We start from the raw sequence: 19023 nt of genomic DNA, 5'->3' as shown, positions 1-19023 counted from the left end.
CCTTCACCGATAACAAGGAGAATTGGCATGACCAGCAACAACCCGCAAACCCGTGAGTGGCAAGCCCTCAGCAGCGATCACCACCTGGCCCCGTTCAGCGACTTCAAACAGCTGAAAGAAAAGGGTCCACGGATCATCACCAACGCCAAGGGCGTGTACCTGTGGGACAGCGAGGGCAACAAGATCCTCGATGGCATGGCGGGTCTGTGGTGTGTGGCGATCGGTTATGGGCGCGATGAACTGGCCGATGCGGCCGCCAAGCAAATGCGCGAACTGCCTTACTACAACCTGTTCTTCCAGACCGCGCACCCACCGGCACTGGAACTGGCCAAGGCCATCGCCGACGTGGCGCCGGAAGGCATGAACCATGTGTTCTTCACCGGTTCCGGTTCCGAAGGCAACGACACCATGCTGCGCATGGTTCGCCACTACTGGGCGATCAAGGGCCAGCCGAACAAGAAAGTCATCATCAGCCGCAAGAACGGCTACCACGGCTCCACCGTGGCCGGCGCGAGCCTGGGCGGCATGACGTATATGCACGAGCAGGGCGACTTGCCGATTCCGGGCATCGTCCATATCGCTCAGCCGTACTGGTTCGCCGAAGGCGGCGACATGACCCCGGAAGAATTCGGGATCTGGGCAGCCAATCAGCTGGAAGAGAAGATTCTGGAAGTCGGCGTCGACAACGTCGGTGCCTTCATTGCCGAGCCGATCCAGGGTGCCGGCGGCGTGATCATTCCGCCTGACACCTACTGGCCGCGCATCAAGGAAATCCTCGCCAAGTACGACATCCTGTTCGTGGCGGACGAAGTGATCTGCGGTTTCGGCCGTACCGGCCAATGGTTCGGCAGCGATTTCTACGATCTCAAGCCACACATGATGACCATCGCCAAAGGCCTGACGTCCGGCTACATCCCGATGGGTGGCCTGATCGTGCGCGACGAAGTGGTGGCGGTGCTCAACGAGGGTGGCGATTTCAACCACGGCTTCACCTACTCCGGTCACCCGGTGGCAGCGGCGGTGGGTCTGGAAAACATCCGGATTCTGCGCGAAGAGAAAATCATCGAACGCGCCCATGAAGAAACGGCACCGTATTTGCAGAAACGTCTGCGCGAGCTGAACGATCACCCGTTGGTGGGAGAAGTGCGCGGAGTCGGTCTGCTGGGGGCCATCGAGCTGGTGCAGGACAAGGCCACTCGCAAGCGTTACGAAGGCAAGGGTGTGGGCATGATCTGCCGCCAGTTCTGCTTCGACAACGGGCTGATCATGCGCGCCGTGGGCGACACCATGATCATCGCGCCGCCGCTGGTGATCAGCAAGGCGGAAATCGATGAGCTGGTGACCAAGGCGCGCAAGTGCCTGGACCTGACCCTCAGTGCATTGCAGGGCTAAGTGCTAGGCTCTGAGCGATGGAGCTGTTGCGCTGTCGCTCGGAGCTGTCAGAAAGGCTGGTCTTTTCTTGAAAGACCGCCTCGTATCTTGCCAGACTAGCCGCGGTTCCAGTTGTCCGGGTTCGGCCGCTGAACAAAGTGGTTCAAAAAAGAAAAATTTGGAGCATGACGCATGAAGGCATTAGGTAAAAAGCTTGCTGGCAAGACTCTTCTGGCCCTGTCCGTCGCGGGCATGATGGCGGGCGCGGTTCACGCGGACGACAAAGTGCTGCACGTCTACAACTGGTCCGACTACATTGCTCCGGACACCATCGCGAACTTCGAGAAAGAGTCGGGGATCAAGGTCGTCTACGACGTGTTCGACTCCAACGAAACCCTGGAAGCCAAGCTGCTGGCGGGCAAGTCCGGCTACGACGTGGTCGTGCCGTCGAACAACTTCCTGGCCAAGCAGATCAAGGCCGGTGTCTACCAGGAGCTGGATCAGTCCAAGCTGCCTAACTGGAAGAACCTGAACCAGGACCTGCTCAAGGCCGTGTCGGTCAGCGACCCGGGCAACAAGCACGCCTTCCCGTACATGTGGGGTTCGATCGGCATCGGCTACAACCCGGAGAAGGTCAAGGCTGCGCTGGGCGTCGACAAGATCGATTCCTGGGACGTACTGCTGAAGCCGGAAAACATCGCCAAGCTCAAGGGCTGCGGCGTGAGCTTCCTCGATTCGCCGACCGAAATGCTCCCGGTCGCGCTGCACTACCTGGGCCTGCCAACCGACTCCCAGAAGAAAGAAGACATCAAGAAAGCCGAGGACCTGTTCCTCAAGATTCGTCCTTCTATCACCTACTTCCACTCGTCCAAGTACATCTCGGACCTGGCCAACGGCAACATCTGCGTAGCGGTCGGCTACTCGGGTGACGTGCAGCAGGCCAAGTCCCGTGCCGCCGAGGCCGGTGACAAGGTGAAAGTCAGCTATGCAATTCCGAAAGAAGGCGCTGGCAGCTTCTTCGACATGGTCGCCATTCCGAAGGATGCCGAAAACGTTGAAGGCGCCTACAAGTTCATGACCTTCCTGCAGAAGCCTGAAGTCATGGCCGGCATCACCAACGCCGTACGTTTCCCGAACGGTAACGCCGCTGCAACGGCACTGGTGGAAAAAGACATCACCAGCGATCCAGGCATCTACCCGCCAGCCGACGTGCAGGCCAAGCTGTATGCCATCGCCGATCTGCCGGCGGCGACCCAGCGTGAAATGACTCGCAGCTGGACCAAGATCAAATCCGGTAAATAAGCCGGTTTGACGCAGCAACCGCTGGCCGTCGCGTTCGCAAGGACGGCCAGCGGTGCAATTAAATGACAGAAAGTTTTGCTGGAACGGTTTTTCGAGGGTAAGTTGCGCGCCGGTTTTGTTGCCGGGCAACCGTGACTGTCATGCAGCGCGGGGCAACTTGGGCCCAACTAAATTAGAGGACCTCCACTTGCCTATTTTTTCTTCTTTGCGCAATGCCCTGCTGGCCGCTGCCGGCCTGACGTTCGCTGTCGGTGCCCAAGCCGCCGGTACTGTGCATATTTATAACTGGTCGGATTACATCGGCGAGACCACCCTGGCCGATTTCCAGAAAGAAACCGGGATCAAGCCGGTCTACGACGTGTTCGACTCCAACGAGACCCTGGAAGGCAAACTGCTTGCCGGGCGTACCGGTTACGACGTGGTCGTGCCGTCGAACCACTTCCTTGGCAAGCAGATCAAGGCGGGCGCGTTCCAGAAGCTCGACAAGGCGCAGCTGCCGAACTATTCCAACCTCGACCCGGTGCTGCTCAAGCGTCTGGAACAGAACGATCCGGGCAACCTGTACGCCGTGCCGTACCTGTGGGGCACCAACGGCATCGGCTACAACGTCGATAAAGTGAAAGCCGTGCTCGGCGTCGACAAGATCGACTCCTGGAGCGTGCTGTTCGAGCCTGAGAACATCAAGAAACTGCACAGCTGCGGCGTGGCGTTCCTCGATTCGGCCGATGAAATGATGCCGACCGTGCTCAACTACATGGGCCTGAACGCCAACAGCACCGATCCCAAGGACTACGAGAAAGCCACGGCCAAGTTGCTGGCGGTGCGTCCCTACGTGACCTACTTCCACTCCTCGAAATACATCGGCGATCTGGCCAACGGCGACATCTGCGTGGCCATCGGTTTCTCCGGCGACATCTTCCAGGCCAAGCACCGCGCCGAAGAAGCCAAGAAAGGCGTGAACATCGCCTACGCCATCCCGAAAGAGGGCGGCGCGCTCTGGTTCGACATGCTGGCGATCCCGAAGGACTCGTCCAACGTCAAAGAGGCCCACGCTTTCATCAACTATTTGCTGAAACCTGAGGTGATCGCCCAGGTCAGTGATTACGTCGGTTACGCCAACCCCAACCCGGGTTCGGACAAGCTGATGGAGCAGTCCATTCGCACCGACGAAGCGGTTTATCCACCGCAGGCCGTTCTCGACAAGACTTACGTGTCGATCGAGTTGCCGCCGAATATTCAGCGTTTGATGACCCGCAGCTGGACCAAGGTCAAGTCGGGTAAATAGCTTCAACGTACAAACTATCCTGGGTTCGTCTTGCGTGGGCGAACTGCACTCTTTTTTTCTGGGAGTTTCGTAAATGGCAGTTGCCTCCGGCGCCTATAAGAAAGCCCTCGAGGGCGACCAGACACCTAAGCAGGTGCTGGTTAAAATCGACCGGGTCACGAAGAAGTTCGACGAGACGGTTGCCGTGGACGATGTGTCCCTGGAAATCAAGAAGGGCGAGATCTTCGCCCTGCTCGGCGGTTCGGGATCGGGCAAATCCACTCTGCTGCGGATGCTGGCAGGGTTCGAACGGCCCACGGAGGGGCGCATTTTCCTCGACGGCGTCGACATCACCGACATGCCGCCGTACGAGCGACCGATCAACATGATGTTCCAGTCGTACGCCCTGTTCCCGCATATGACCGTGGCGCAGAACATCGCGTTCGGCCTGCAACAGGACAAAATTCCCAAGGCCGAGATCGACGCCCGCGTGGCCGAGATGCTCAAGCTGGTGCAGATGAGCCAGTACGCCAAGCGCAAGCCGCACCAGTTGTCCGGCGGCCAGCGTCAGCGTGTGGCGCTGGCGCGTTCGCTGGCCAAGCGGCCGAAGCTGTTGCTGCTCGACGAACCGATGGGCGCACTGGACAAGAAACTGCGTTCGCAGATGCAGCTGGAACTGGTGGAAATCATCGAGCGCGTGGGTGTGACCTGCGTGATGGTGACCCACGACCAGGAAGAGGCCATGACCATGGCCGAGCGCATCGCGATCATGCACCTGGGCTGGATCGCCCAGATCGGCAGCCCGATCGACATCTACGAAACCCCGACCAGCCGCCTGGTCTGCGAATTCATCGGCAACGTGAACATCTTCGAAGGTGAAGTGATCGACGACGCCGAAGGCCACGCGACCATCACCTGCAAGGACCTCGACCGGCAGATCTACGTCGGCCACGGCATCAGCACCTCGGTGCAGGACAAGTCCGTGACCTACGCGATCCGTCCGGAAAAACTGCTGGTCACCGCCGAAATGCCGACCTGCGAATACAACTGGTCCAGCGGCAAGGTGCACGACATCGCCTACCTCGGCGGCCACTCGGTGTTCTACGTCGAATTGCCGAGCGGCAAACTGGTGCAGTCGTTCGTGGCCAACGCCGAGCGTCGTGGCGCACGTCCGACCTGGGGTGATCAGGTGTACGTGTACTGGGAAGATGACAGCGGCGTGGTACTTCGCTCATGAACATGCGCAAATTCAAACGCCGGCTCAATCGAATAATTCCCGGTGGCCGCCAACTGGTCATCGGGGTGCCGTTCATCTGGCTGTTCCTGTTCTTCATGCTGCCGTTCTTCATCGTTCTGAAGATCAGCTTTGCCGAAGCAGACGTGGCCATCCCGCCGTACACCGAGATCTACAGCTTCGTTGACCAGAAGCTGCAAGTGCTGCTGAACCTGGGCAACTACGCGATGCTCGGCGACGACGAACTCTACATCTCGGCGTACCTCGGTTCGCTGAAGATGGCGTTCTTCAGCACGCTGTTGTGCCTGCTGATCGGCTACCCGATGGCCTATGCCATCGCCAGTGCCCGCAAGGAAGTGCAGACGGTGCTGGTGCTGCTGATCATGATGCCGACCTGGACCGCGATCCTGATCCGCGTCTATGCGTGGATGGGCATCCTCAGCAACAACGGCCTGCTCAACGGTTTCCTGATGAGCATGGGCTTCATCGACGAGCCGCTGCAGATCCTCAACACCAACCTCGCGGTGTACATCGGCGTCGTCTACTCGTACCTGCCGTTCATGATCCTGCCGCTGTACGCCAACCTGGTGAAGCACGACAACAGCTTGCTGGAAGCGGCGTCCGATCTGGGTTCGAGCACGTTCAACAGCTTCTGGAAAATCACTATTCCGCTGTCCAAGAACGGGATCATTGCCGGCTGCATGCTGGTGTTCATCCCGGTGGTGGGCGAGTTCGTGATCCCGGAACTGCTCGGCGGTCCGGAAACCCTGATGATCGGTAAAGTGCTCTGGCAAGAGTTCTTCAACAACCGTGACTGGCCGGTGGCGTCCGCCCTGGCGGTGGTGATGCTGGCGATCCTGATCGTGCCGATCATCCTGTTCAACCGCAGTCAGGCCAAGGAAATGGAGGGTAAAGAATGAAGCGCTTCCGTTTCTCCAGCCTGATGCTGGTGCTCGGCCTGTTGTTCATCTATCTGCCGATGCTGATCCTGGTGATCTACTCGTTCAACGCCTCGAAACTGGTGACGGTGTGGGGCGGCTGGTCGATCAAGTGGTACGTCGGCCTGCTCGACAACACCCAACTGATGGGCTCGGTGGTGCGCTCGCTGGAAATCGCCTGCTACACCGCCGTCGCGGCAGTGGCGCTGGGTACGCTGGCGGCGTTCGTCCTGACCCGTATCACGCGCTTCAAGGGCCGTACGCTGTTCGGCGGCCTGGTCACTGCGCCGCTGGTAATGCCTGAGGTGATTACCGGTCTGTCGCTGTTGCTGCTGTTCGTGGCCATGGCGCAGATGATCGGCTGGCCACAGGAGCGTGGCATCGTCACCATCTGGATCGCTCACACCACGTTCTGTGCGGCGTATGTGGCGGTGGTGGTGTCGGCGCGTCTGCGTGAGCTGGACCTGTCCATCGAAGAAGCGGCGATGGACCTGGGTGCGCGGCCGTGGAAGGTGTTCTTCCTGATCACCATCCCGATGATCGCGCCGTCGCTGGCGGCGGGCGGCATGATGTCGTTCGCCCTGTCGCTGGACGACCTGGTACTGGCGAGCTTCGTCTCCGGCCCGGGTTCGACGACCCTGCCGATGGAAGTGTTCTCGGCGGTGCGTCTGGGCGTGAAGCCTGAGATCAACGCCGTGGCCAGCCTGATTCTGTTGGCGGTGTCGCTGGTGACCTTCATGGTCTGGTTCTTCAGCCGCCGTGCCGAAGAGTCGCGCCGCAAGGCGATCCAGCAAGCCATCGAAGAAGGCGCTGCCGATTCGTGGAAACAACCGGACGTGCGCCGGGCGCAGACGCCGGAAGCGGCTTAAGTCTTCCGACACAAAAAAACCTCGCGACCGTTACCGGCCGCGAGGTTTTTTTATGCCCGGTCAGGACACCCAGGGCGATTGGCGGATGACTTCGACAAAGTTCATCGGCTTGAACCCCGGCGCCTGATCCTTCAGCACATCAGTCTTTACATTGCCGAACGTCGTCTGCGGGCGATGACGCAAGCCATCGGCGAACGCGCAGATGATGCACTCCTTGAAACCCTCGCCCCGTGGATGCGCATGCACCACTGCCTCGCGCTGCACGGTGGTGAACGCGGCGTAATCCATGCCCAGCACATCCATTTCAACGCCTGCCGTCACCAGCGCCACGGTCGGACGCAGATGCTTCGGTACGCCCGGCGTAGTGTGCAGGGCGATCGACAGCCAGACCTGTTCGATGTCGTCGTCGCTCAGCCCATAAGGCTTGAGAAACCCCGCTGCCGCGTTGGCGCCATCGACTTCGAAGCGCTCGTCGTCGCTGCGGTGACCTTCGACCAGGCCCAGATCGTGGAACATCGCGCCGACGTACAGCAACTCCGGATCGTAGGCCAGTTGCCGGCGTTCACCGCTCAACGCACCGAACAGAAACACCCGGCGCGAGTGGTGGTAGAGCAGGTCGGATTCGATGTCGCGGATGTATTCGGTGGTGGCCCGGGCGAGGGCGCTATCGGGGATCTGGATACCGGCGATGGTCGTGGTCATGTTGAGCTTCCTCGTCGAAAACGCCGTCACGGCGCTGATGGGGAAAGTCTGTTCCCGGGGGCAAAACCGGACAATCGATCCATGGCTGCGATCCTTGCCATTCCACCTGCAAATCGTGCCAGCTCGCTTCTGCGGCGCGGATTGGCTAGGGTTGGCGCTGATCCGCCATTCCCCGGGAGCCGATATCGCCATGAACAAAACCATTGCCATCGTGGTGTTCCCCGGCGTGCAGGCGCTGGACGTCAGCGGGCCCATGGACGTGTTCGCCGAGGCCAATCGCTTCCTGGCGCCGGAGGATCATTACCGGCTCGAAGTGATCGGCGTCGAGCGCGGACCGATGGCGTGTTCCAACGGGCTGACCCTGAGTGCTCACCGGCATTTCAGCGACGTGCAGGAAGCCTGCGATTTGCTGCTGGTGGCCGGTGGGCCGCAGTTGCCGTTCCTGGATTTCGGCAGCACGTTCGATGCCTGGTTGCGTGAGGCCTGCGGGCGGGCGCGGCGGTTCGGTTCGATCTGCAACGGTGCGTTCATGCTTGCCCGTGCCGGGTTGCTGGAAGGGCGTACGGTCACCACTCATTGGAACGACGCCGAGGCGCTGGCGCAGTTGTGCCCGTCGAGCCGGGTCGAGGCCGATCGGCTGTACGTCGAGGATGGTCAGCTCTACACCTCGGCGGGGGTGACGGCGGGGATCGATCTGTCGCTGTACCTGCTGGCGCGTGACTACGGTGCCGAGGTGGCGCTGAGCGTGGCCAAGCGGCTGGTGGTGTTTACCCAGCGCTCGGGCGGGCAGTCGCAGTTCAGCCCGTTTCTCACGCCTCATGCCGAACCGACGTCGGCGGTGGCGATGGTGCAACTGTACGTGCTGGCCAATCTCACCGGCGACCTGACCATCGCCGACCTGGCGAATGCCGCCAACATGAGTGCGCGGAATTTCTCCCGGGTGTTTGCTCGCGAAGCGAAAGTCACCCCGGCGGAATTCGTCGAGCGAGCGCGGGTGGATGCGGCGCGGGTGATGCTCGAAAGCACCACGGCGCCGCTGAAAACGGTGGCGTATCAATGCGGGTTTCGCGATGCGCAACACATGCGCAGCGTGTTCAACCGCCGGCTGGGGGTGACGCCGCAGCAGTTTCGGCTGAACTTTGCGGCGATGGTTTGAACGGCGCTTATTGCGACGCCCGTGCCGGCAACAGCTTCAAGGTACTGCGCGTATTCGCCGTCACCTCTTCATCACTGAAATGCGCCTGCACATACAGCCCGTCCACATACGCTTCCGCCTGATCGTCATAGTGACTGTCGAACGGCACGCCGCTCTGGCCGACCGGGTTGATCGTCAGGCTGTGAGCAGGGTCGGCGAAGTCCACCAGCCGCCGAGTCGACGGGCCGTAGGTCACCGGCCATGGCGCCGGGCCGATCTTCGCCGAGAGGTTGTTCGGCACTTCATGGGTGCCCGGTGCGGCGAACGGGCCGACATTGAAGATGCGATCCAGCGGTTTCTGCTGACCCAACGGATGACCATGGGTCAGCGTGTGCGCCTTGCCCCATTGCCAGCCGGAAGCATCGTCGCCGAGGGTCTGTTTCAGGTGCGCCATGCTCGCCTGCCACGCGGTGCGCACGGTGTCGGCGCGGGTCTCCTTGCCTGGCGTGTTGCGGTTGTCCCACCACGGTGAATCGGCGTTGGCTGCCAGTCGCGGCAACGCTGCATCGAGTACGCGGGTCGACAGCAAGGTCTCGAACATGTCATTGCCCAGCTCATCGCGCATCGCCGCGTCGGCCAGGTCATAGAGGAACTGGTTGAACACCGTCGCGCTGACCGAATCCAGCGGATAGTCGCCCTGCCACTGGGCCAGTTGCTCGACCAGTTTCAGTTGCGCCGGGTCAGTCACCACTTCACGCAATACCGGCAGCAATGGCGCGAGCACGCGCGGGCCGTAACCGGTGGTGGTGCCCAGTTGCAGCTTCTGGTTGGCTTCGTTGTCCCACTTCACGTTCTTGTCGGCGAGCTGGCGGTTGAGCTGCTGGCCACGGTCAGCGAGGTTGTAGTAACCGGGAATCTCCATGCCGGTCGGCGACACGGGCTGGAAGTTGGCCGAGACGATATAGCCCCGCGCCGGGTTCTCTTCCTGCGGGTTGGCGCTGAACGGGAAGTAGCCGTCCTTGTCCGCCTGATTGCCGCTGCCGTCGAGGATGAACTCGGGTTTGACCCCGGCCGGACGCTTGGGCAACAGCGCCGAGGCCCACCAGGCGATATCGCCCTTGGCGTTGGCATAGACAATGTTCAGCCCCGGCGCCTGCACCTTGGCAGCAGCGGCGCGAGCCTTGGCCAGGGTGTCGGCGCGGTTGAGCTGGTAGAAACCTTCGAGGATCGGGTTCGGCGTTTCGAGGAATGCCCACCACATCGCAATCGGGGTTTTCCCGGCGGCGCTGCCGAGGACGTCGTTGACGATCGGCCCGTGGGGCGACTGGCGCAGGGTGATGGTCACCGGCGCCTGGCCTTTCACCGCAATCTGCTGCTCGGTGCTGACCATGTCGGTCCACTGACCGTGATACCAGACCTGATTCGGGTTGTCCGGGTTGACCTTCTCGGCGATCAGGTCCAGGTCATCGTTCTGGAACATGGTCAGGCTCCAGCCGAAATCCAGGTTGTGCCCCAGGAACGCAAATGGCACCAGCGCCTGATGATGGCCGTAGAGTTCAAAACCCGGCGCCGACAACTGTGCTTCGTACCACACCGATGGCACTGAGAAGCGGATGTGCGGGTCGCCGGCCAGTAATGCCTTGCCACCCCTGCTGCGGCTGCCGGCAATCACCCAGGCGTTGCTGCCTTCGTACTGCGGCAGGCCGTTTTCGATCAGCGCCTGTTCGCTGAGGCGGGCGAGGGCGTTCAGGTCTTTCCAGTCTTCGGCGGCGAGTGCCGGTGCTTTGCCGGCGTGGCCCTTGGCGAGCACGCCCTTGGGCTGCCACTCGAGGTCGAAGACGTTGAGGTAATCGGCGCCGAGCTGATCGCGCACGTAGGTCAGCAACGGTTCGGTGCGAAACGCGGCGGCGAAGCTGTAGGCCATGTAGCCGGCGACGCTGATGGTGTCTTCGGCGGTGAACGGCCGCTTGGGGATGCCCAGCACGTCGAACTCGACGGGGGCGGCGTGCGAGTCCTGATATTGATTGATGCCGTCCAGATAGGCTTGCAGGGCCTTCCAGGCCGGGGACTGCTTGTCGAGGCTGGCCACGTAAGTGGCAGCGCGTTCGCGAATGCGCAGGCTGCGGAACAGTTTGTCGGTGTCGAGCAGTTTCGGCCCGAGTACTTCGGCCAGTTCGCCCCGAGCCAGGCGGCGCATGGCTTCCATCTGGAACAGCCGGTCCTGGGCGTGCACGTAACCGAGGGCACGATAGAGGTCAGTTTCGTTTTCAGCACGGATGTGCGGCACGCCGCGTTCGTCGTAACGCACGGTCACCGAGCCTTGCAGGTTGCGCAACTCCACCTGGCCCTGACGCGTCGGTTGCTTGCTGTACACGTACCAGCCGCCGGCGGCGAGCAGTGCAACGATGAGCAAGGCAAGAACGGTAAAGACGCGTTTCATGGTGACTCCTTGTGCATTCGGGGTTGCCGCCCGTGCGGGCTGCAAACAATTAGCACACGCCTCGTGTGCCGCGCATCGCTGTCCTTGAAATGTCCGGAATGCCTTACTTCGTTTCTACCGGCCACGGGCAGTAGCAACCGACCGCCAGCGTGTGGGTGGCATTCACCGGACGATCATCACTCAATGCCTGCAGGATCGGCTCGATAAAACTGTTGCTGGAGTTGCACGTCAGGCCTTCGCTGTACGGGCCGAAGTACGCCAGTTTGCCGCTGCGATCCCAGATCGCCACGGCCGGGCTGGCGGGGATCTGTTCGGAGCCGGGCAGCACCGCGATGGTCTTGAGATTGCTGAGCGTGGCGGGCAACTGGCCGTGGCTGCCGGACTTCTGCACGGCATAGAACTCCACACCTTTAGGGCCGAACTGTTCGACCATCTCGGTCAGGTGCTGCTGATTGCCGACGTTGCACGGGCAGGCCGGGTCCCAGAAATGCACCAGGCGGATGTTGCCGGGGCCGGCGAGGTCGTCGGGCAGTCGCAGCGGATCGCCGGAAAACACCGCAGTGTGTTCGCTGAAGGCCCGCAGGTAGCGGCCCTGAAACCAGTCGTACGCGGCCCACAGCACGCCGGCACACACGATGGCGAGCAGGCTGGCAAACAGTGCGGTGCGGTAGGGCGAGCGCATGGGTTTGGTTCCTCAAGAGCGCGCTAGCTTGCCATGCTTGCTTCTACAGATGAATATCGCAGGCCGATAAAGTCCGTTTACCGTTTTGGAATTGCCCATGTCTGCTGCCTTCAATCCCGATCATCTGCGTGCGAGCCTCAAGCCGTTGGCCGAGTGGCAGCCGTTGTCCGAGGAGGCGAAGGCGTATCAGCGGTTTTACAAGACCGACTTCCCGGAGCGCGATGTCTGGCGTGGCATGGGCCGGTTCGACGTCGATGGTTATGAGTTGGTCAGTCATTGCTGGTGGCCGGCGGAAACGGCCAAGGCCACGCTGTTTCTGGTTCATGGTTTTTATGACCACACCGGTCTCTATCGGCATGTGATCGAGTGGGCGCTGGATCAGGGGTTCGCGGTGATTGCCTGCGATCTGCCGGGGCATGGTCTGTCGAGCGGCGAGCGGGCGAGCATCCGCGATTTCTCCGAGTATCAGGATGCGCTGCAAGGTCTGTTCGCCGAGGCGCATTCGATCGCGCTGCCGCAGCCGTGGCACTTGTGCGGGCAAAGTACCGGCGGTGCGATCATTGTCGATCACGTGCTCAACCATGGCGAAAACAGCCCGGCGCAAGGCCAGCTGATTCTGCTGGCGCCGCTGGTGCGTCCGCGGGCCTGGGGCTGGTCGCAGTTCAGTTATTACCTGCTCCGGCCCTTCGTCCGGGGCATCGCCCGGCGTTTCAGCGAGAACTCCAATGATCCGGATTTCCTGCCATTCCTGCAGGCCGATCCATTGCAGCCAAAACGCTTGCCGACGGCGTGGGTCGGGGCGTTGTCACGCTGGATCAACCGCGTGGAATACGCGAAGAAAAGTCCGCGTCGGCCGTTGATCATTCAGGGCCAGGCGGACATGACGGTGGATTGGCCGCACAACCTGCAAGTGCTGAAGTGGAAGTTCGACCGGCCGCAGATTCTGTTGCTGGCGGAGGCGCGGCATCACCTGGCCAATGAGACGGCGGAAATGCGCGAGGAGTATTTCGAGTTCCTGAACAAGCGGATCAAGGGCCGCAATCCCTAGATCACTGATTGAGGTTCGAGGTGCTTTGCCCCACGGCCAGCCCGGCGCGAATCGCCGCCAGCGCTGCCTGATAGTAGGCCTTGCCTTCGGTGGATTCGGCGAAGGTCGCGAATTCTTCCAGTTCTTCATCCGACAAATCGCGATAGACGTACAGCAGCGTGTTGTTCAGGTCGGCGCCGATCTGATCCATCAGTCGCTGGCGTTGACCGTTCAACATGCCCTGGGCCTGACCGCCGCCGAGCAGGCCAGGGATCATCGAACTCAGGCTGTCCGCCGCCACGCCGGCAATCGCCAGGCTGACTTCGGCGCCGGCTTCGCGGGCCGGCAGGGCCTGGGCGAGGTGGCCGATGATCAGCAGGCGGCTGTCGCTGGCCGGCATCTTCGGCAGGCCCTTGGCGTTTTTGGCCAATTGATCGCGGCGGGTTGCCAGCAGTTCGGCGGCGACGATCTTCTTGCCCAGCGGTGACTGAAAGAACGACAGGGCCGGTTTCGGGTCGGCGAGGTTCTTGCGCAATTGCGCTTCGGCCCGTTGATCCACGGCCTGGGGGGCGAAGCGCTGATTGCTGTTGTTCACCAGCGCCTGAAACACCGCCGGCGGCAGGCTGTTCTGGTAGCGCTGTTGCGCGGCGCTCAGGGCGTCATTGAAATGCGCGCGTTGTTCCGGCCAGCCGGCGACCTTGTACAACTGGTCGTGGCCGTCTGCCCAGGCGGGCAAAACGCAGAACATCAACAGTGAAAAAAGCAAACGGCGCATAGGGACTCCTGTCAGCAGCGGACTATTCTCCGTGCGGTGCCAGTACTTGTCGAGAATTCGTATCAAGCCGCCGCGTGGCTCTGTCGGAATTCCCGGCGCAGGCATACTATGCGCGCCATGCAAATATCCTCTGAACACCCGCTGCTGTTACGTATCGTCGACGACCTGGCCGAGCGTGGCTGGTCGCAGCAGAACATTTTCCTGCCTGCGGATCTGACCCGCGCGCTGGCCGCTGAGTGCCGCAAACGTGACGCCGAAGGTGAACTGGCGCCGGCGGGGGTTGGGCGTGGCCCGTTGTCGGAGGTCCGCGAGGGTATTCGTGGTGACCATATCCAGTGGATCGATCCCGGCCAGGCCGAGGCCAGTGACCGTTATCTGAACCTGATGGACAGCCTGCGTGAGGCACTCAACCGTGGGTTGTTCCTGGGCCTGGAAGATTTCGAGTGCCATTTCGCCCTGTACCCGCCGGGTGCGTTCTATCGCAGGCATGTCGACCGTTTTCGCGACGATGACCGGCGTATGGTCTCGGCGGTGATCTACCTCAATGACGGCTGGCTGCCGGAGGATGGCGGGCAGTTGCGCATGTACCTGGAAAATGATCGCGTCCATGACGTGCAACCTACCGGCGGTTGTCTGGTGGTGTTTCTCTCCGGTGAAGTGCCCCACGAAGTGTTGCCGGCCCATCGCGAGCGCCTGTCGCTGACAGGCTGGTTCCGCCGCCGTGGCAACGAGCCGTTCTGAGATGCACAGGATTCTTGTGAGTCGCTGCCTGCTGGGGCACCGCGTGCGTTATGACGGCGGGGCCAGCGGGCCGTTCGATCTGCTGGAACAGTGGATTGCCGAAGGGCGTGTCGTGCCGCTGTGCCCGGAAGTGGCCGGCGGATTGCCGACACCCCGGGCGGCGGCGGAGATTCCAGGCGGGCAGGGCAGTGAAGTGCTGGATGGTCTCGCGGCAGTGATCACCACCGAGGGCGAGGACGTCAGTGCGCAATTTCTCGACGGTGCGCGACAGGCATTGGTGCTGGTGCAGAAACACGGAATTCGTGTGGCGGTGCTCAAGGCCAACAGTCCTTCCTGCGGGAATCTGCTGACCTATGACGGGACGTTCAGCGGCGTTAAGGTGAGTGGCGAAGGTGTCACGGCAGCCTTGCTCAAGCGCCATGGCGTGCAGGTCTTCAGCGAACTGGAACTGCCGCAGGCCGCACAGGCGCTCAAGGCACTCGACTAGACACCGTCACTTCAGGTTTTCAGTAGCCTGCGCGTTCAACCACTTCTGCGACAACGCCTCCAGCCGCCCATCCGTCCTGATCCGCTGCAACGCATTCTCAAGACTCGCGTGAAACGCCGGGTTGCCCTTCTGAAACGGAATCGCCAGATCTACCGGCGGACCGACCTTCGGTTTTTCCTCAGTCAGCGTCTGTACCAGCACCAATGGGCGGGGCTGCTCATCCTTTTTTGCCAATAACTGCGCATTGACCTGCGTGTAAGGTTCGCTGAAGTCGAAACGATCCTTGAGTTCCGGGGTCAGTGCTATGTGGTTGAGCGCGACGTCGTACTTGCCGCTTTCGACGCCCTGGAGCAGATCGGCTTCGTCGGTGACGATGAAGTCGGCGCGCACATCCAGCTCGTTGGCCAGCAGTTGCCCAAGCTCGACCTCGAACCCCGTGAGTGTGTCGCCGTCCTTGAAATTGAAGGGCGGTGTATTAGCCTCAAGGGCAATGCGCAACTCGCCACGGTCGTTGATGTCATCAATCAGTTCGGCATGAGCCAGCGGGCTCAGAAGGGGAAGCAGGCAGATCAGGCCAGGCAGAAAGCGCATGGTCACTCCTTTGAAATCATTGTCGCGGCCTGCTGTTCAGGCTCGCTTTGCTATGGTTGTCGAGTGCCTTCGACAACGAATGGTCATGAAGTTGTCATGACCGCGCGGATTTTACGGAAAAACTGGAGAAGAGAATGAAAACATTCATGTCACGCGCCGCTTTGGCAGGGCTTCTGTTAAGTGCTTCGATGATGGCCAGCGCCGCTACACCGGCACCGGCCGGTGCTTCAGTGAGTATTGTCGAGCCGAGCAGCGGTGCCGTTGTGGACAAGACATTCAAGGTCAAGTTTGAAGTCAAAGGCATTGCCCTGGCGCCGGCCGGCGACCCGACCGCGAACACCGGGCACCATCACCTGCTGGTCGATGCCAAGGAAATCGTCCCGGCGGGCAGCGTGATCCCGACCGATGCCAACCACCTCCACTTCGGCAAGGCCCAGACCGAAACCGAACTGACCCTGGCGCCGGGCAAGCACACCTTGCAGCTGGAGCTGGGCGACAAGGGCCACATGGCCTTCGATCCGCCAATCGTTTCGGAAAAGATCACCGTGACGGTGAAATGACTTTTCCGCCGGCATGAAAAAGGGAGCCCCGAGGGGCTCCCTTTTTTGTGGCTCAGCGCTGAATCAGAACAGCACGCGGCTACGGATGGTGCCGTTGACGTGTTGCAGCTTCTCTTGCGCCAGCTCCGAGTACTCGGCGTCGACGTCGATCACCACGTAGCCGACCTTCTCGTTGGTCTGCAGGAACTGACCGGAGATGTTGATGCCGTTTTCGGCGAAGACCTTGTTGATCTCGCTCATCACACCCGGGATGTTCTCGTGGATGTGCAGCAGGCGGTGCTTGCCAGGGTGAGCCGGCAGGGCCACTTCCGGGAAGTTCACGGACGATACCGAAGTACCGTTGTCGCTGTACTTGACCAGTTTCTCTGCCACTTCCAGACCGATGTTGGCCTGCGCTTCAGCGGTGGAACCACCGATGTGCGGGGTCAGGATCACGTTATCCAGGCCACGCAGCGGGCTTTCGAACTCTTCATCGTTGGAGCGCGGCTCGACCGGGAACACGTCGATGGCGGCGCCGATCAGGTGCTTGTCCTTGATCGCAGCGGCCAGGTGGTCCAGCTCGACCACGGTGCCGCGTGCAGCGTTGATCAGGATGCCGCCCTTCTTGATGGCGCGGATTTCCTTCTCGCCGATCATCCACTGGGTCGCAGCGGTTTCCGGAACGTGCAGGGTGACGATGTCGGACATGCCCAGCAGCTCGTGCAGGTTGCCGACCTGGGTCGCGTTGCCCAGCGGCAGCTTGGTCACGGTGTCGTAGAAGAACACCTGCATGCCCAGACCTTCAGCCAGGACCGACAGCTGAGTACCGATCGAGCCGTAGCCGACGATGCCCAGTTTCTTGCCGCGGATCTCAAAGGAGTTGGCCGCCGACTTGATCCAGCCGCCACGGTGGCAGGAAGCGTTTTTCTCAGGGATGCCGCGCAGCAGCAGGATCGCTTCGGCCAGCACCAGCTCGGCAACGGAGCGGGTGTTGGAGTACGGCGCGTTGAACACGGCGATGCCGCGCTCGCGGGCCGCTTCCAGGTCAACCTGGTTGGTGCCGATGCAGAAACAGCCGACTGCCACCAGCTTCTTCGCGTGATCGAAGATCTCTTCGGTCAGTTGGGTGCGCGAACGAATGCCGATGAAGTGAGCGTCAGCGATCTTTTCCTTGAGCTGGGCTTCCGGCAGGGAGCCTGTCAGGTATTCGATGCTGGTGTAGCCCGCCGCCTTGAGGACGTCGACAGCCGATTGGTGGACGCCTTCGAGAAGAAGGAACTTGATCTTGCTCTTATCGAGAGAAGTCTTGCTCATCTGCGTAAACCTGTATCCCGGAGAAAAATGGCAGGAAATGGTCAACAGACATTGACCTTGACGACAAGAATGCCGTCACCGCAGAACCGCCGTTGGGCACTGGCCTGCGGGGTCGGTATGCTAGCATAGCCGCCCCGCTAATCACTCATTCCTGCGACGTGAAGCGTTCTCAGGATGACCATGAATTGTTCGAGAGTTCCGTCGATGACCAATCCTGCCCTGATTGATGAACTGAAGACCCTGGTCGAGCCTGGCAAGGTCCTGACCGATGCCGACTCCCTGAACGCTTACGGCAAGGATTGGACCAAGCACTTCGCCCCGGCGCCCAGCGCCATCGTGTTCCCCAAGACCATCGAGCAGGTGCAGGCCATCGTCCGCTGGGCCAACGAACATAAAGTGGCGCTGGTGCCCTCGGGCGGCCGCACCGGTCTTTCTGCCGCTGCCGTGGCCGCCAATGGCGAAGTGGTGGTGTCGTTCGACTACATGAACCAGATTCTCGACATCAACCTCACCGACCGCACCGCCGTGTGCCAGCCGGGCGTGGTCACCGAGCAATTGCAGAACGCGGCCGAAGAACATGATCTGTACTACCCGGTGGACTTCGCGTCGGCCGGTTCCAGCCAGATTGGCGGCAATATCGGCACCAATGCCGGCGGGATCAAGGTCATTCGCTACGGCATGACCCGCAACTGGGTGGCGGGCATGAAAGTGGTCACCGGCAAGGGCGATGTGCTGGAACTGAACCGGGACCTGATCAAGAACGCCACCGGTTACGACCTGCGCCAGCTGTTCATCGGCGCCGAAGGCACCCTCGGGTTCGTGGTCGAGGCCACCATGCGCCTGGATCGCGCACCGAAAAACCTGACCGCAATGGTGCTCGGCACCGCGGATTTCGACTCGATCATGCCGGTGCTGCACGCCTTCCAGGGCAAGCTCGACCTGACCGCGTTCGAATTCTTCTCCGACAAGGCCCTGGCCAAGGTCATGGGCCGTGGCGATGTCCCGGCACCGTTCGAAACCGACTGCCCGTTCTATGCGTTGCTGGAATTTGAAGCGACCACCGAGGAAGTGGCCAACAGCGCCCTGGAAACCTTCGAGCATTGCGTGGAGCAGGGCTGGGTGCTGGACGGCGTGATGAGCCAGAGCGAAACCCAGTTGCAGAACCTGTGGAAGTTGCGCGAGTACATCTCCGAAACCATCTCCCACTGGACGCCGTACAAGAACGACATCTCGGTCACCGTCTCGAAAGTCCCGGCGTTCCTGCGGGAAATCGACGCGATCGTCGGCAAACATTATCCAGACTTCGAAATCGTCTGGTTCGGCCACATCGGCGACGGCAACTTGCACTTGAACATCCTCAAGCCGGACAACCTGAGCAAGGACGAGTTTTTCGCCAAGTGCGCCACCGTCAACAAGTGGGTGTTCGAAACCGTCGAGAAGTACAACGGTTCGATTTCCGCCGAACACGGCGTGGGCATGACCAAGCGCGACTACTTGACCTACAGCCGCTCGCCGGTCGAAATCGAATACATGAAAGCGGTCAAGGCGGTGTTCGACCCGAACGGCATCATGAACCCGGGCAAGATCTTCGCGGTTTGATTGGCAATCCCTG

Annotated in this window: 18 protein-coding genes; 12 read left to right on the top strand and 6 right to left on the bottom strand. The window is 61.2% G+C overall.

What is annotated here, in order from left to right; all coding sequences use genetic code 11:
* Positions 1–27: 27 nt before the first annotated feature.
* The 6 genes from AC1RMX_RS01505 (at position 28) to AC1RMX_RS01480 (ending at position 6978) form a co-directional block, all read left to right on the top strand.
* Positions 28–1392: an aspartate aminotransferase family protein gene (locus AC1RMX_RS01505; protein ID WP_011336447.1), complete on the top strand. Its 1365-nt coding sequence runs from the start codon at positions 28–30 to the stop codon at positions 1390–1392.
* 171 nt (positions 1393–1563) lie between these two features.
* Positions 1564–2673: a polyamine ABC transporter substrate-binding protein gene (locus AC1RMX_RS01500; protein WP_096817458.1), complete on the top strand. Its 1110-nt coding sequence runs from the start codon at positions 1564–1566 to the stop codon at positions 2671–2673.
* Positions 2674–2860: 187 nt separating this feature from the next.
* Positions 2861–3958 (top strand): polyamine ABC transporter substrate-binding protein, encoded by a 1098-nt coding sequence (locus tag AC1RMX_RS01495; RefSeq protein ID WP_096817460.1) that lies wholly within the window; start codon positions 2861–2863, stop codon positions 3956–3958.
* Positions 3959–4031: 73 nt separating this feature from the next.
* Positions 4032–5174, top strand: a complete 1143-nt coding sequence (locus AC1RMX_RS01490) for an ABC transporter ATP-binding protein (protein ID WP_096817462.1) — start codon at positions 4032–4034, stop codon at positions 5172–5174.
* A gap of 35 nt (positions 5175–5209) precedes the next feature.
* Positions 5210–6091, top strand: coding sequence for an ABC transporter permease subunit (locus AC1RMX_RS01485; protein ID WP_244142489.1), 882 nt, complete (start codon positions 5210–5212; stop codon positions 6089–6091).
* Positions 6088–6978, top strand: a complete 891-nt coding sequence (locus AC1RMX_RS01480) for an ABC transporter permease subunit (protein WP_085709000.1) — start codon at positions 6088–6090, stop codon at positions 6976–6978. Before AC1RMX_RS01485 ends, AC1RMX_RS01480 begins: the two co-directional genes overlap by 4 nt.
* Before the next feature lie 60 nt (positions 6979–7038).
* On the opposite strand, the gene AC1RMX_RS01475 is transcribed toward AC1RMX_RS01480, so the two are convergent.
* Positions 7039–7680 (bottom strand): HD domain-containing protein, encoded by a 642-nt coding sequence (locus AC1RMX_RS01475; RefSeq protein ID WP_493070180.1) that lies wholly within the window; start codon positions 7678–7680, stop codon positions 7039–7041.
* 190 nt (positions 7681–7870) lie between these two features.
* On the opposite strand from AC1RMX_RS01475, the gene AC1RMX_RS01470 reads away from it, so the two are divergent.
* On the top strand, positions 7871–8836 hold the full coding sequence (locus tag AC1RMX_RS01470; RefSeq protein WP_493070178.1) for a GlxA family transcriptional regulator: 966 nt from the start codon (positions 7871–7873) through the stop codon (positions 8834–8836).
* 7 nt (positions 8837–8843) lie between these two features.
* On the opposite strand, the gene AC1RMX_RS01465 is transcribed toward AC1RMX_RS01470, so the two are convergent.
* Entirely contained in the window at positions 8844–11255 is a 2412-nt protein-coding gene (locus AC1RMX_RS01465) for a penicillin acylase family protein (RefSeq protein ID WP_493070176.1), read from the bottom strand.
* Positions 11256–11358: 103 nt separating this feature from the next.
* Entirely contained in the window at positions 11359–11937 is a 579-nt protein-coding gene (locus tag AC1RMX_RS01460) for a DUF6436 domain-containing protein (RefSeq protein ID WP_273536564.1), read from the bottom strand.
* A gap of 97 nt (positions 11938–12034) precedes the next feature.
* On the opposite strand from AC1RMX_RS01460, the gene bipL reads away from it, so the two are divergent.
* A complete protein-coding gene (gene bipL / locus AC1RMX_RS01455) occupies positions 12035–12985 on the top strand; it encodes a phospholipase BipL (protein WP_096817472.1) in 951 nt (316 codons plus the stop codon).
* A 1-nt stretch (position 12986) separates the two neighbouring features.
* Here the strand turns inward: bipL and AC1RMX_RS01450 are convergent, their stop codons facing one another.
* Positions 12987–13739, bottom strand: a complete 753-nt coding sequence (locus AC1RMX_RS01450) for a DUF2059 domain-containing protein (protein WP_007953496.1) — start codon at positions 13737–13739, stop codon at positions 12987–12989.
* A gap of 108 nt (positions 13740–13847) precedes the next feature.
* On the opposite strand from AC1RMX_RS01450, the gene AC1RMX_RS01445 reads away from it, so the two are divergent.
* Positions 13848–14480: a 2OG-Fe(II) oxygenase gene (locus AC1RMX_RS01445; RefSeq protein ID WP_096817474.1), complete on the top strand. Its 633-nt coding sequence runs from the start codon at positions 13848–13850 to the stop codon at positions 14478–14480.
* A 1-nt stretch (position 14481) separates the two neighbouring features.
* On the top strand, positions 14482–14967 hold the full coding sequence (locus AC1RMX_RS01440; protein ID WP_096817476.1) for a 2-thiouracil desulfurase family protein: 486 nt from the start codon (positions 14482–14484) through the stop codon (positions 14965–14967).
* A gap of 6 nt (positions 14968–14973) precedes the next feature.
* On the opposite strand, the gene AC1RMX_RS01435 is transcribed toward AC1RMX_RS01440, so the two are convergent.
* Positions 14974–15558, bottom strand: coding sequence for a transporter substrate-binding domain-containing protein (locus tag AC1RMX_RS01435; RefSeq protein ID WP_493070173.1), 585 nt, complete (start codon positions 15556–15558; stop codon positions 14974–14976).
* Positions 15559–15692: 134 nt separating this feature from the next.
* On the opposite strand from AC1RMX_RS01435, the gene AC1RMX_RS01430 reads away from it, so the two are divergent.
* Positions 15693–16118, top strand: coding sequence for a DUF4399 domain-containing protein (locus tag AC1RMX_RS01430; RefSeq protein ID WP_102619659.1), 426 nt, complete (start codon positions 15693–15695; stop codon positions 16116–16118).
* A gap of 63 nt (positions 16119–16181) precedes the next feature.
* Here AC1RMX_RS01430 and serA read toward each other — a convergent pair whose 3' ends face one another.
* Positions 16182–17411 carry a phosphoglycerate dehydrogenase gene (serA, locus tag AC1RMX_RS01425; RefSeq protein WP_007953487.1) on the bottom strand — a complete coding sequence of 410 codons (1230 nt, stop codon included), beginning with the start codon at positions 17409–17411 and terminating at the stop codon, positions 16182–16184.
* A gap of 204 nt (positions 17412–17615) precedes the next feature.
* Here serA and AC1RMX_RS01420 point away from each other — a divergent pair, with 204 nt between their 5' ends.
* Positions 17616–19010: an FAD-binding oxidoreductase gene (locus tag AC1RMX_RS01420; RefSeq protein WP_096817482.1), complete on the top strand. Its 1395-nt coding sequence runs from the start codon at positions 17616–17618 to the stop codon at positions 19008–19010.
* Positions 19011–19023 lie beyond the last annotated feature (13 nt).

It is taken from the genome of Pseudomonas sp. GW822-FHT03F04 (assembly GCF_058801405.1).
This window is presented reverse-complemented; position numbering and strand designations above follow the sequence as displayed.

Coding starts and splice junctions, on each gene's coding strand:
- AC1RMX_RS01500 (WP_096817458.1), top strand. CDS start 1,564: ATGAAGGCATTAGGTAAAAAGCTTGCTGGCAAGACTCTTCTGGCCCTG.
- AC1RMX_RS01475 (WP_493070180.1), bottom strand. CDS start 7,680: ATGACCACGACCATCGCCGGTATCCAGATCCCCGATAGCGCCCTCGCC.
- AC1RMX_RS01420 (WP_096817482.1), top strand. CDS start 17,616: ATGACCAATCCTGCCCTGATTGATGAACTGAAGACCCTGGTCGAGCCT.
- AC1RMX_RS01465 (WP_493070176.1), bottom strand. CDS start 11,255: ATGAAACGCGTCTTTACCGTTCTTGCCTTGCTCATCGTTGCACTGCTC.
- bipL (WP_096817472.1), top strand. CDS start 12,035: ATGTCTGCTGCCTTCAATCCCGATCATCTGCGTGCGAGCCTCAAGCCG.
- AC1RMX_RS01460 (WP_273536564.1), bottom strand. CDS start 11,937: ATGCGCTCGCCCTACCGCACCGCACTGTTTGCCAGCCTGCTCGCCATC.
- AC1RMX_RS01435 (WP_493070173.1), bottom strand. CDS start 15,558: ATGCGCTTTCTGCCTGGCCTGATCTGCCTGCTTCCCCTTCTGAGCCCG.
- AC1RMX_RS01480 (WP_085709000.1), top strand. CDS start 6,088: ATGAAGCGCTTCCGTTTCTCCAGCCTGATGCTGGTGCTCGGCCTGTTG.
- AC1RMX_RS01505 (WP_011336447.1), top strand. CDS start 28: ATGACCAGCAACAACCCGCAAACCCGTGAGTGGCAAGCCCTCAGCAGC.
- AC1RMX_RS01450 (WP_007953496.1), bottom strand. CDS start 13,739: ATGCGCCGTTTGCTTTTTTCACTGTTGATGTTCTGCGTTTTGCCCGCC.
- serA (WP_007953487.1), bottom strand. CDS start 17,411: ATGAGCAAGACTTCTCTCGATAAGAGCAAGATCAAGTTCCTTCTTCTC.
- AC1RMX_RS01470 (WP_493070178.1), top strand. CDS start 7,871: ATGAACAAAACCATTGCCATCGTGGTGTTCCCCGGCGTGCAGGCGCTG.
- AC1RMX_RS01445 (WP_096817474.1), top strand. CDS start 13,848: ATGCGCGCCATGCAAATATCCTCTGAACACCCGCTGCTGTTACGTATC.
- AC1RMX_RS01490 (WP_096817462.1), top strand. CDS start 4,032: ATGGCAGTTGCCTCCGGCGCCTATAAGAAAGCCCTCGAGGGCGACCAG.
- AC1RMX_RS01430 (WP_102619659.1), top strand. CDS start 15,693: ATGAAAACATTCATGTCACGCGCCGCTTTGGCAGGGCTTCTGTTAAGT.
- AC1RMX_RS01440 (WP_096817476.1), top strand. CDS start 14,482: ATGCACAGGATTCTTGTGAGTCGCTGCCTGCTGGGGCACCGCGTGCGT.